This window comes from Candidatus Dependentiae bacterium (assembly GCA_018897535.1).
In the GTDB taxonomy this organism is placed as follows: Bacteria; Babelota; Babeliae; order Babelales; family UASB340; genus UASB340.
Map to the genome: position 1 here is coordinate 1 of JAHIKO010000065.1, position 13,011 is coordinate 13,011.

The 13,011-nt window shown below is 28.6% G+C and carries 13 protein-coding genes and 1 other RNA gene; 7 read left to right on the forward strand and 7 right to left on the reverse strand.

What is annotated here, in order from left to right:
- The 3 genes from KKE07_04535 to KKE07_04545 form a co-directional block, all read left to right on the forward strand.
- Positions 1-1,001: tRNA uridine-5-carboxymethylaminomethyl(34) synthesis enzyme MnmG (locus KKE07_04535; protein ID MBU4270110.1), on the forward strand; the 1,001-nt coding region annotated here is incomplete at its 5' end.
- Positions 1,002-1,026: 25 nt separating this feature from the next.
- Positions 1,027-1,485 (forward strand): hypothetical protein, encoded by a 459-nt coding sequence (locus tag KKE07_04540; GenBank protein ID MBU4270111.1) that lies wholly within the window; start codon positions 1,027-1,029, stop codon positions 1,483-1,485.
- Between the two features lie 42 nt (positions 1,486-1,527).
- The gene (locus KKE07_04545) at positions 1,528-2,805 is read left to right on the forward strand and encodes an APC family permease (protein MBU4270112.1); all 1,278 of its coding nucleotides are present in this window, start codon (positions 1,528-1,530) and stop codon (positions 2,803-2,805) included.
- On the opposite strand, the gene KKE07_04550 is transcribed toward KKE07_04545, so the two are convergent.
- The 3 genes from KKE07_04550 to KKE07_04560 form a co-directional block, all read right to left on the reverse strand.
- Entirely contained in the window at positions 2,787-3,497 is a 711-nt protein-coding gene (locus KKE07_04550; GenBank protein ID MBU4270113.1) for a PASTA domain-containing protein, read from the reverse strand. The two genes, KKE07_04545 and KKE07_04550, sit on opposite strands and share 19 nt — an antisense overlap.
- A 32-nt stretch (positions 3,498-3,529) precedes the next feature.
- Positions 3,530-3,874: RNase P RNA component class A (gene rnpB, locus KKE07_04555), an RNA gene on the reverse strand.
- Between the two features lie 507 nt (positions 3,875-4,381).
- A complete protein-coding gene (locus KKE07_04560; protein MBU4270114.1) occupies positions 4,382-4,630 on the reverse strand; it encodes a hypothetical protein in 249 nt (82 codons plus the stop codon).
- A 218-nt stretch (positions 4,631-4,848) separates the two neighbouring features.
- Here KKE07_04560 and priA point away from each other — a divergent pair, with 218 nt between their 5' ends.
- The 3 genes from priA (at position 4,849) to KKE07_04575 (ending at position 8,323) form a co-directional block, all read left to right on the forward strand.
- Positions 4,849-6,837: a primosomal protein N' gene (gene priA, locus KKE07_04565; protein ID MBU4270115.1), complete on the forward strand. Its 1,989-nt coding sequence runs from the start codon at positions 4,849-4,851 to the stop codon at positions 6,835-6,837.
- A 15-nt stretch (positions 6,838-6,852) separates the two neighbouring features.
- Positions 6,853-7,620, forward strand: coding sequence for a hypothetical protein (locus tag KKE07_04570; protein MBU4270116.1), 768 nt, complete (start codon positions 6,853-6,855; stop codon positions 7,618-7,620).
- A 193-nt stretch (positions 7,621-7,813) separates the two neighbouring features.
- A complete protein-coding gene (locus tag KKE07_04575; GenBank protein ID MBU4270117.1) occupies positions 7,814-8,323 on the forward strand; it encodes a hypothetical protein in 510 nt (169 codons plus the stop codon).
- Between the two features lie 66 nt (positions 8,324-8,389).
- Here KKE07_04575 and groL read toward each other — a convergent pair whose 3' ends face one another.
- Entirely contained in the window at positions 8,390-10,024 is a 1,635-nt protein-coding gene (groL, locus tag KKE07_04580) for a chaperonin GroEL (protein ID MBU4270118.1), read from the reverse strand.
- Positions 10,025-10,125: 101 nt separating this feature from the next.
- The gene (locus KKE07_04585; GenBank protein MBU4270119.1) at positions 10,126-10,419 is read right to left on the reverse strand and encodes a co-chaperone GroES; all 294 of its coding nucleotides are present in this window, start codon (positions 10,417-10,419) and stop codon (positions 10,126-10,128) included.
- Positions 10,420-10,696: 277 nt separating this feature from the next.
- Between KKE07_04585 and KKE07_04590 the strand changes: the two genes are divergently transcribed.
- A complete protein-coding gene (locus KKE07_04590) occupies positions 10,697-11,707 on the forward strand; it encodes a pentapeptide repeat-containing protein (GenBank protein ID MBU4270120.1) in 1,011 nt (336 codons plus the stop codon).
- 83 nt (positions 11,708-11,790) lie between these two features.
- Here the strand turns inward: KKE07_04590 and KKE07_04595 are convergent, their stop codons facing one another.
- Both KKE07_04595 and KKE07_04600 read right to left on the reverse strand, forming a co-directional pair.
- Positions 11,791-12,513: a TIGR00730 family Rossman fold protein gene (locus KKE07_04595; protein ID MBU4270121.1), complete on the reverse strand. Its 723-nt coding sequence runs from the start codon at positions 12,511-12,513 to the stop codon at positions 11,791-11,793.
- Positions 12,514-12,527: 14 nt separating this feature from the next.
- On the reverse strand, positions 12,528-13,011 hold a 484-nt coding region (locus KKE07_04600; GenBank protein MBU4270122.1), incomplete at its 5' end, for an aldolase.

Consider the following 13,011-nt stretch of genomic DNA (forward strand, 5'->3'; position numbering starts at 1 on the left):
CGGACAGAAATTCTCATCATGTTTTTGTTGAACCTGATGGAGAAAATTTAGAAAAAATTTATCCTGCAGGAATTTCAACATCTTTACCATTAGATATTCAGGAAAAATATGTTCGTTCAATTCAAGGCTTTGAGAATGCTATATTCACAGATCCGGGATATGCAATAGAATATGATTTTATTCAACCAAATAATTTAAAACACACTCTTGAAGTTAAAACAGTTGATGGTTTATATTTTGCCGGCCAAGTTAACGGAACAACAGGATATGAAGAAGCTGCAGGACAAGGTATTATTGCCGGAATTAATGCTCACTTAAAAATAAATAATCAAGAACCATTTATATTAAACAGAAATGAAAGTTATATAGCCGTAATGATAGATGATATTATTACAATCGGTGTAGATGAACCATATCGAATGTTTACATCAAGAGCCGAAAGAAGATTGTTGCTGCGTCAAGATAATGTATTTTTACGTTTAATGCCTTACGGCAAAAAACTTAATTTAATAGATAATAATTTATATAATAAATTTTTAATAGAAAAAAATATTATAGAAAAATCTATAGAACTTATTAAAAAACTGGGCACACATAGTGAACTTTTTAAACTATTTCATTCAATAGATTGGACAGTCGATATACAAGATCAAGCAAAAATAATTTTACATGAAAATTTAAATGAAAATTTTAACAATTTTATTAATCTTGATAAACTCACATCAAGAATTTTATTGTGTATTCATGCTGAAATTCGATATGCCGGCTATATTGAAAAAGAAAAAATTGAAGCAGAAAAATTAGTAAAATATCAGACATTAAAAATACCAAGCGAAATTAGCTATTCACAAATGCCCGGTTTATCTGTAGAATTACAGAATAAGTTGAAATTTTATAAGCCGGAAACAATTGCGGCTGCTCAGATTATCCCGGGTATGACGCCAGCAGCAGTTTCTATTTTGATCTTTCAAACAAGAGTCTTGGAAAAACAAATTAAATAAATTTTTTATTTTATAAAGGGTTAATATGTTCAAAAGAATTTTTTTTATTTTTATATTTTTTGCATTATCTCACAACTTAAATTTAAATAGCATGATGGTTATTGATCAATCTAAACCAAACGAACCGAATAATACAATATCTCAAATTGATCAAATTTATTCCCAAATCATGATGGAATTCTTCAGATGGAACATGTCTTTTTGCGATGAAGATGAAGAATCATTTAGAAAAACAATTTCAGAAATTATCAAAAAATACCCAGATGCAACACAAGAAGAAGTAGTAAAAATGTTTATAACAGAATATCTTGTTGATCAAATTTATTCCCAAATCATGATGGAATTCTTCAGATGGAACATGTCTTTTTGCGATGGAGATGAAGAATCATTTAGAAAAACAATTTCAGAAATTATCAAAGAATACCCAGATGCAACACAAGAAGAAGTAGTAAAAATGTCTATAACAGAATATCTTGGTTATTAATATAAGAAATTTTAATATTTATATTTAATATTTAGGTATTTAATGATAAAAGAAAATAAAATAAGTTTAATAACTGCGATATTAATAAATATAAACATAATGATAGGTGCAGGAGTTTTTATGAACCCTGCGCCTTTAACTAATTTTTTGGGAACATTTGGTTTTTTATCATATTTAATAAGTGCACTTTTATTGTTACCAATAGTTTTAACAATAGCAAAATTAGCTGAAAAAAAAGCTGTAGCCGGAGGTCTTTATATTTACAATAAAGAAACGCTTGGCAACTCATTAGGCTTTTTAAGCGGCTGGAGTTATTTTTTAGGTAAAGCAACTGCTGCAGGTCTTTTGGTAAATACATTTGTAACATTTTTTCATAACAAAATTTCGATATTACAAAATTTTTCCATCTTAAATTTAGACGCAATTTTGATTTTTACTTTAATGCTTTTAAATATTTTGGGTTTAAACTTGGGCGGTAAAATACAATATCTTTTTGCTAGCGCAAAATTTATACCTCTCTTTTTTGTGATATTTACAAGTTTTTCAATTTTTAATCCGAATTTTTTTATATTAACCCAAACTGATTTTAAAAATTTATTTTTTGCAATTCCAGTTGCAATATACGCTTTAATAAGTTTTGAAATAGTTTGTTCAATCGGGCATATGGTAAAAAACCCGGAAAAAAATATTAAGCGAGCAATTTTATATTCTTTTTTTATAGTTGTTACAATAACAACACTGGTACAATTTGCACTTTACTTTGCATTGGGCACAGAATTAACGACTGTGGTTATTCCGGTATTTTTACTCTGTTCAAAAATATTTAGTATAAATTCTATCATACCTTCAATAATAAATTCTTTAGTCTTTGCATCAATTCTTGGTGGAGCATTCAGCCTTATTTCAAGTAATTGTTGGAATTTATATGCGCTTTCAAATGATAATAATTTTCCATTTAAAAAATTAATAACAAAAATTAATAAAAATAATGTTCCATATGTAAGTATGTTTATTCAGGGAATATTAGCTTCAATATTGCTGGCAATAAGCCAAAATCAGGTAAATCTTCAATATATGGTTGTATTCGGTGTAACCATAGCATATTTATTAAGCAGTATTTCTTTATTTAAAATATTAAAAGAAAATAGTTTTATTAATAAAATAATACCAATACTTGCAATGTTAAGTAGCTCTTATTTAATATTTATATGTATAAGCAATATATCAAGAGTTGGAATATCCATACCATTTTTAACAATTTTTTTAATTGGAATATCTTTGGCAGTTTTTAAAAAATTATATCATTCTACCAAAATTTGAAGATATAATTTTTTACTAAGATCAACTATGGATCCAGCTATTGGCTTTTGATCAAAAACAACTATTTCATCTTCAGCTTTATATGAATAATCTGTGTTTTTATAAAATAATTCTAAACTTACATTACTATCCTCGATAGCTTCTCTTAATTTACTCAAGCTGCAACCTTTGAAATTTGGTACTATAAAAAAATTGTTGCTACCTTTAGATAAATATAAAATCAATTTTTTGTTGTCTAAAGAATCTCCGGGTAATGGATACTGTGCAATAAGATTTTTTGATGGTAAATAGCTTTCAAGCCAATGTATTTCAGTTTTTAAATTTTGATTTGAAATTATTTTATTTATCTTTGAATAACTTACATTAAAAAAATTTGGCGTTATTTGGGTAGTAGGTTTTTTAGAAACGGTTACAAAAACAGACTGCCCGTTTTTAATCTTAAAATCTTTTGCAGGATTCTGGCTTAATATTGTACCTTGAGGTAAATCCAAAACATCAATTTCTTTTAATAACGTTAATTTTAATGAATTTTGAGATAAAATACGTAAAGACTCTTGAATAGTTTTACCGGTAATATTTGGAACTAAAACATCTTTTTTACCAAAAAATCCAGATAAAATAAAATACCCAAGTAAAAAACCTAAAAATGGAATAAGCCAAGCTAAATTTGTAATATTTGTTTTAATATTCATGATTATTAAAAATCGATTTTAAATAAAAAATTCTTTTGGGTTCACTTGTAAGCCGGATTTTGTATCTTTAGTAAACTAAAGCGATAACCATCTATCTAAGCGACATACCCGCAAGTGTTAAAGAACAAGAGACATATAACTTGCTTACTTTGTCTTGCTCCGGATGGGGTTTACCTGATAAATAAATTACTTTATCCATCCGTGTGCTCTTACCACACATTTTCACCCTTACCTAAATAAATAGGCGGTTTTCTTTTCTGTGGCACTTTCCATGGGCTTGCGCCCCCCTTACTTGAAACCTTGTAAGGCATCCATCTTGTTAGGAGTCCGGACTTTCCTCTCCTGATATTATCAAGAGCGATTACCCCGCGAACCCAAAAGAATTAAACATCCTATTAACATACTATTAAAAATATTTAAAAACGTCGAATGGAAACCCATATATTTATTGAAAAATAAAATGTCCAAAAATATAATTTTGGCTAAAAAAACAATGCCTATAAACGGTATAAATACAAAAAAAGAGCTGAAATTTAGCATTTTTATCAATTTTTGATTAAAAAACAATATTGGTAAAACATAAAAAATAGAAACTCCGACAATACCATAGACCATATAATCTTGAATAAAAAATAAGCAAATTGCCAAAATTTTTATCGAAATATTTACTTTTTTATTTAAAAAAATCACGCTAAAAAAATAAACCAATAAACTCGATATCAAACATTTTTTTAATAAAACAAAACATAATAAATCAAAAACAAAAAAAATAATAAAATTTAGTATTATCATAAATTGATTGTAAAAGAATTATAGAAAACATAAAGAAAAAAATAAGCACCCGACTTTTCAATCAGATGCTTATTTTTTATAACCTGTTTTTATTACTTTTTTGCAGCAGGTCTTAGAGCCATTCTTTGTTTGCCTTTTTTAGGTTGCTTTGCGACTTTTTTCTTTGCAACCTTTTTCTTAGCTACTTTTTTTTTTGCTACTTTTTTCTTAGCTATTTTTTTTTTTGCAGCCTTCTTTGCGACTTTTTTCTTTGCTACTTTTTTCTTTGCTACTTTCTTTGCTACTTTTTTCTTAGCAACTTTTTTAGCAACTTTCTTTGCTACTTTTTTCTTTACAGCCATTTTTTCTCCTTTTTTATGCTCCAAATTGGAACAAATTTAATTGGCCTTAACAATACACTAACACTTCACTCAACTTTAAATTACTACTACAATTTTATTATAGACAAAAATATACATACTTTGTCAAATAAAATAATATTTTTTTTAAAAAAAATATTTATTATCTAAAAACCATCACAAATGTTACAATAAATTTACCAAAAAATAAGGGTAACAAAATGTACATATTGGTAAGACTTTTAAAGGGTTTTCCAAAACCTCTTTTTTATAAAATTCCACAAAACTTTTCCCAAAATGATCTTGAAGGAAAAGTTGTAAATGTTCCAATAAAAAATTACGACGTACCTGCGCTTGTACTTAAAACATATGATGAAAAACCGAAAAAAATAACTTTTAAAATCAAAGAAATAAATGAATTACAAAAATTTCCGGACGATTTATTATTTCATGAATTTATAAAAAAAATTTCAAAATTTTATTTTGTAAATCCATTATATTTTTATCAAAGAATAAGAGGTTTTATTCTTAAAAACGAATTTGAAAAACAAGAATTATTTACTAAAAATAATCAAGAACTTACAAATGAAATAAATTTAACAAAAGAACAAACTCAAATAATAAATAATTTAAAAGATTGTATTGATAAAAATAAATATAAGCCTGTATTGTTACATGGCGTAACCGGATCGGGAAAAACAGAAATTTATAAAAATTTAATTTTAGAATCTATAAAAAAAAATAAGTCTGTTATTTTATTGTTACCGGAAGTAACTTTAGCTCTACAATTTCAAGATATTTTAAAAAAACAATTACCAAATTTTGTAAATATAATAGGATTTCATTCAGCTTCAAACAATTCAGACAAAAAAATTTTATGGCAGATGCTTTTAGATAAAAAACCAATTTTAATCATAGGTGTACATTTGCCAATTTTACTTCCAATAAGTAATTTAGGCTTAATTATAGTAGACGAAGAACATGAAACCGGCTTTCAAGAAAAAAAATATCCTAAAATAAACAGTAAAGAATTAGCTTTATGGAGAGCACAATTTTATAAAATTCCAATAATACTCGGCTCAGCCACACCCAGCCTAAATTCACTTTATAATGTAAAAAATAAAAATTGGGACCTGCAAAAATTAACACACAGATTTTCCGGAGCTTTTCCAAAAATAGAATTAGTTTTCTTAAAAAATAAAGAAAATAAAAACAAAAAATCTTTTTGGATTTCAAAACAACTTGAAGATGCTATTTCAGACAGGCTTACAAAAAAAGAACAAATAATAATTTATATAAACAGACGGGGTTTTAGCTTTTTTATACAATGCAAAAATTGCGGTCATATTTTTGAATGCCCAAACTGCTCGGTAAGCTTAACTTTACACAAGAACAATAATTTAAATAATGAAAAATTAGTTTGTCACTATTGCGATTATACAAAAGACTTACCAAAATTTTGTCCTGAGTGTAACCCAACAAAAGATAGCTATTTAAGAAAAGGAATAGGAACACAACAAGCTGTTCAAATATTAAGCGAGCTTTTCCCAAAAGCAATAATAGAACGCGCAGATTTGGATACGACCAGTAAGAAAAAAAAATGGGGAACCACTGTAGCAAGATTTGAACGTGGCGAAATAGATATTTTGGTGGGCACCCAAGTGGTAACTAAAGGCTATCACTTTCCAAATGTAACACTTGTTGGAATTATTTGGGCCGACTTAAATTTACACTTTCCTATTTTTAATGCGGCAGAAACAACCTTACAAAAGCTTATTCAAGTTGCAGGACGAGCCGGTAGATCAAAAGAAAATAGTAAAGTTATAGTTCAAGCTATAAATGAACACGATATTTTTAATTATCTTAACGAAAAAGATTATTTAAATTTTGTAAAAGAAGAACTTGCATTCAGACAATTAATTCAGTATCCCCCATACACAAGACTTATACAAATAGAAATCAAAAATTCAAGTACCGAGCAATTAGAACTTGATACAAATAATTTATTTAAAAAATTAAATTTAGAAATAAAAAAAATAAATCCAAATATTACACTTCTTGGTCCCGCAAAACCAATTGTTTATAAAATACAAAAAGTTGAATGCCGCCATATTTTTGTAAAAACTTGCAGTTTTAACGGCTTTTATGAAATCATGAAAAATATAAATTTAAAAGAGTTTAAAAGTAATATTTTTGTAACACCAACATAAATAAAGGAGAAATTTATGAAAAAAATGTTGGCCCTATTTTTTTGTTTGTTTTCTATTTTTGAATTAAGTGCTTGGAATTATTTTTATATAGAAAACGATACTAAGAATAAAATCGAATTAAAATATTCAAAAGGTACAGTTTCTATATCGCCTAATAAAAAACAATATGTTGTAAATTATAATGTATCAGAAAACGATCTAATGAAATTCGACGGTAGAGTAGTTGCAAAAGAAAATGAAAGCGAATTTACTATAGCAGAAACTATCGCATCAAATGAAAGACTTTATACTATAGCACCAAAAATAATTGTCGATAAAAGCGCAGGTAATGTAAGATTACTTGCAAGCAAATTATTTGCAGGTGAAGACCTTCCTGCGGGATATACATATAAAACATATCCAACCACAAAAATAACATCGGAAAATAAAAACATTCCAATAATTAAATTTGATATAGAAAATGACACAATTTTTAGTGTAAAAATAATTAGCACAGATGGTAAAAATAAATTTGACATACCAACTATAAACCAAAACAGTTCAAATAAAATAGTTAATATTTTTACGGTAAATCCAATATCTTATAAAAATTACAAATTACCGGCAGGCGCAGTTGGACTGCCAAGATTTAAATATGTTGATGAAAAAAATCAATTAAAAATAGAAATCGAAATAAATAAAAATATTTATAATTATCTAATAACAATAAACCCTGAGATTTTAGAAAATACTGTATTAAAAATTAGTAATATTATTGGTTTTACTGCAATTTCAGATAATTAATAATTTTTGAAATAATTATTACTCAAAGAGGGCCAAATTAAAATTTGGCCCTCTTTATTTTTTAACTATTTAAATCAAATTTGTTTATTTTACAGAATAAACTCAAAAATTTTACAATTAATATCTTTAGATATTTTTAAAGAGCTAATATATATATGTAAAATAATTTACCATTTTACAGGGGGAGTGCGTTATGAAAAAATTTTTATTAATAATTTCGATACTAATAAATACACAAATTATTAATATTTCTGCTATGGATAAAAACAAAACAGAAATTGATCCTGAAATGCAATATCAAGAAGGCCTGAGTTATCTTGAAAATGGCGAAAATGAAAAAGCATTTAATCTTATAGAAGCTGCAGCAAGACAAAATCACATTGAAGCTTTAATTGAGTTTACATACATGCTTTACAAAGGTAAAGGATGCAATCAAAATCTTAATTCTGCACTAAAATTTTGTGATCTTATAATCGATGAATCAGACCGCTTGGCAAATGAAGCATATCAATGCAAAGATGAAGAAAAAGAAAATTACTATGATAATATATACAGAGAATTTAATACTTTATATAGAAAAATCACAACAGAACTATTAAATGCAACTTCTAAAATTATAACGGCTTTATTAGCACTAAAAGATGATGATAAGCTCAAAGAAAAACCTATTTCTGAAGAAATTTTAAATAGTATGTTTTGCTAACTATTTTTTTAAATAAAAAATAATAATATGGGCAATAAAATATTATTGCCCATATTGTTTAACAAATTAATACATGCCACCCATACCACCCATGCCGGCAGGCATTGCTGGAGCAGCTGGTTTTTCTTCAGGAATTTCTGAAACAATAGCTTCAGTAGTTAATAACAACCCTGCAATTGATGCTGCATGTTGCAATGCAGATCTTGTAACTTTTGCAGGATCCAAAACACCGGCTTTAATAAGATCCGTATAAATCTCATTTTTAGCATCAAATCCAAAATTTTGATCTTTTGAATTTTTAATTGTATTAACAACTACCGAACCTTCATATCCGGCATTTTCAACTATAATTCTTAAAGGCTCCTCTAAAGCTTTTCTGACAATTGTAACACCTAAAGCTTCATCGCCTATTAGTTTTATAGAATCAAGAACGTGTTGCGCTCTTAGAAGTGTTACGCCGCCTCCTGCAACAATACCTTCTTCAACAGCGGCTCTTGTTGCGTGTAAAGCGTCATCAACTCTATCCTTTTTCTCTTTCATTTCAGATTCTGTCGCAGCACCAACTTTAATAATTGCAACACCGTCTGAAAGTTTTGCCAAACGTTCTTGTAATTTTTCTTTATCATATTCAGATGTTGTTACATCCATTTCTGCTTTAATCTGTGCAACTCTGGCTTTTATATCTTTTTGAGCTCCGGCACCATCAACTATTGTGCAGTTATCTTTTGTAATTTTTACATTCTTTGCAAAACCTAAATAATCAAAAGATACGCTTTCCAATTTAACACCAAAATCATCTGAGATAAGTTTACCGTTTGTAAGCACCGCAATGTCTTCGAGCATAGCTTTTCGTCTATCACCAAAACCCGGAGCTTTTACAGCGGCTACATTTAAGGATCCGCGCATTTTATTAACAACTAAAGTTGCTAAAGCTTCGCCCTCAATATCTTCAGCTATTATCAATAGCGATTTACCCTGTTTTACTATCTTTTCCAAGATATGCAAAATATCTTTCATGCTATTAATTTTTTTGTCATAAATTAAAATTGCAGGATTATCTAAAAGCACTTCCATCTTTTCAGCATTTGTTACAAAGTATGGAGATAGATAACCTCTATCAAATTGCATACCTTCAACAACTTCAAGTTCCGATTCCATTCCCTTTGCTTCTTCAACAGTTATTACACCGTGTCTTCCAACTTTATCCATTGCATTTGCAATAAGATCTCCAATAGCGGAATCTGAATTTGCAGAAATTGTTGCAACTTGTGCTATTTCGGATTTATCTTTCACAGGAACTGAAATTTTGCTGATTTCATCTACAACTTTTTTAACTGCAATATCAATACCGCGTTTAATATCCATAGGATTGGCACCGGCTGTAGTATTTTTCATACCTTCACGATAAATTGCTTGAGCCAAAACTGTTGCTGTTGTCGTTCCATCACCGGCTACATCGGCCGTCTTTGATGCAACCTCACGAACCATCTGAGCGCCCATATTTTCAAATTTATCTTTTAATTCGATCTCTTTTGCAACACTTACACCATCTTTTGTAATGGTTGGAGAACCAAAAGATTTTTCTATTGCAACATTTCTACCTTTAGGACCGAGTGTAATTTTTACTGCATCAGCAAGAGTATTTACACCTTTTAATATTTTGTTTCGAGCATCTTGCCCAAATAAAATTTCTTTTGCCATAATTTTTTCCATTCAAAATTTTTAACAACTTTTTTAATTTGTCATCCTGAACCAGCCGTCGCTAAAGCTATGGCCGGCAGGCTTTGATTCAAGATCCAGTCTTACTCAACAATAGCCAATATTTCTTCTTCACGAATAATTAAATATTCTTCACTTTCAAGCTTGATTTCCGTACCTGAAAATTTTCCAAACAAAACTTTATCACCGGTTTTTACATTCAAAGATCTTATTGAACCATCATTATTTACTTTTCCGGTTCCAACAGCTTTAACTAAACCTATTTGTGTTTTTTCTTGAGCAGAATCGGGAATAATTATACCGCCTGCAGAAACAGATTCATTTTCGACTCTTTTAATTAAAACCTTATCATACAAAGGCTTAATATTTTTTATCATAAAAACCCTTCCAAATTTTAAGAATTATATTTATAAAATTTCAAAATATCTAAAAGAACATTTATACATTCATTACAAATTAATGTCAAAGAACAATTATAGGTAAAAAAAATAAAAAAACAAGATAAATCTTATATAAAGTGACTAAGATTTTTTAATTTTAAAAATTAAGATTTCAAATTAAAATTTTTATCTCTTTTTATCTTATTAATTGCTTTATATTTTTGCATTTTAATATACTTACAAAGAAAAGTATTTTTAAAAAAGGAGAATAATTATGCTAAAAAAAATATTATTTTTATTTTATTTACTTACTTTTAATCAATCTTATGCAATTGAAAAGGTTACAGCTGAACAAATAGAAAAACTTAAAACAATGGAAAACTCAAAAGATAGATTTCTAGAATATGTAAAATTACCAAAAGCTGAAGCCGGTAAAAGAGCTAATGGCTCAATAAATTGGGTTTACTATGGAACAACAATATCCGTTGGTGATGAAGCTACATTTAAAGAAGATCTTGAATTAAGCAGTTATACATTTGATAATCTTGATGCATCGGGTGCCATATTTAATGGTGGCGTTTTTTGCACTGCCGTGAATTTTAAAAATAGAGCAAAATTTACAGGCGCAAATTTTAAGGGTTATTTAAAACTTGAGGGCGCCCAATTTAATGGCAGTGCTGATTTTTCCAACTGTGTATTTGAAAATACTTGCGATTTTGTTTTAACTTCATTCAATAATATTGTAACTTTTTATAATTCAATTTTCGCTCAAAAAATATATTTTCATAAAACAAATTTTAATCAAAATACAATTTTTGAAAAATGTATTTTTAAAGAAGTATCTGATTTTTTAACAACAAACTTTGCTTTCGACCTATCATTTAAAGGATCTATTTTTCAGCAAGTAGCAAAATTCAGATTTGCCAATTTTTCAAAAATTACAGATTTTAGTTCATGTACATTTACACAACAAGCTGACTTTTTTGGAGCATCATTCGGTGTAAGAGCAAATTATGCAAATACAACATTCAGCCAAGAAGCAACATTTCGTTGGGCAAAATTTAACGGTTCTATAAATTTTGCAAATACAATATTTGCAGCATTTGTAAATTTTAAATACTCCAATCTTGTCGATTTAGGATCAAATGCAAGTTTTTCCGGAGCCACATATACATCTGAAGAAAACATAAAATATATTCCACAAATGCCTCCGGCTTCCGTAAATTACAGAGCTCAAATGAAGAAGGTTGAAGGTCAAGCAGCTAGAGAAAGTTATGCATATTAATTATCCGTCTTCGCATAAAACCAGAGATTTAAATTCCCATGTGAATGCTTCGACGTGATTTCGCACGAAAACAGTTGCAAGCTTCATTTGGCATGATATAAAGGCTTTTGCATATCTCCATTTGATTTACAGCATTCTTTAATTATTTCTACAGCTTCTTTAACCGAACTTGTAACATGAAGAAGCTTTAAATCTTGCTCAGTTATAAGACCTTCGGTTAGTGCCCTTTTTTTTGCCCAAAAAATAAGTGGTCCCCAGTAATGTTTACCAATAAGAATTACCGGTAACTTTTGCATTTTAGACGTTTGTTCTAAAGTTAAAACTTCAAATAATTCATCTAACGTTCCAAACCCTCCGGGAAAAACAATATACCCTATTGAGTATCTGACCAAAAGCCATTTTCTTGCAAAAAAATGTCGCATTAAAATCATATCATTAACATATTTATTTCTTATTTCTTTTGAAAAGCTGGTCAAAGATATACCTACCGATCTTGGAGCTTTTAATTTTTTTATACCCAATTTTTTTGCGGCTTCATATGCACCTTTATTTGCTGCTTCCATAATTCCCGGACCGCCACCGGTTATTACTGAATATTTATTTAACGCCAATAATTCAGCAATTTTTGACGCTTTTTTAGCATAAATACTATCGGCCGTAATCCTGGAACCACCAAATATTGTAATTGCCGGTTGAGGAACTTTTGTAAGCCTCCACATACCAACAAGCAATAAGCCAAACGATTTGGCCGCACTTATAAAAAAATGACAATAAACTATAATTCTTTTACAACAATATTTAACCATATAAAATTCCTAATTTATTCTTTTAAATAATTTTTTGCGTCATTTAAAATTATATTTTCATAAATAATCCCATAAATAGCTTTACAAAAACGTACTGCGTTATCCAAATCTTTCTGATGAATATTTCTTCCAACCGCGCATCCTGAAATTTTAAATTTGTTCACTTGTTCATAAAGTTCTTCTAAAAAAAATTCTGAATCTTTGTGTTTCCCGCCGGCCAAAACTATACCGGTTCTTCCTGCAGCCTTTACACAGTTTGTTAAATATTCTTTGCCCGGATTATTTATTTTTACAAAATCGGCTCCAAGACAAACTCCAACACCACACGCTCCGGCAATTAATTCCGGATCGAGTTCATTTTTTACAGCTTTACCTCTTGGATAAATCCATAAAATAGCGATTAACCCATTTTTATGTGCATCATAAATGATTCTACTTGCTTGAGCCAACATTGAATTTTCATTTTCGCTACCCAAATAAATTGTATAACCAACACCG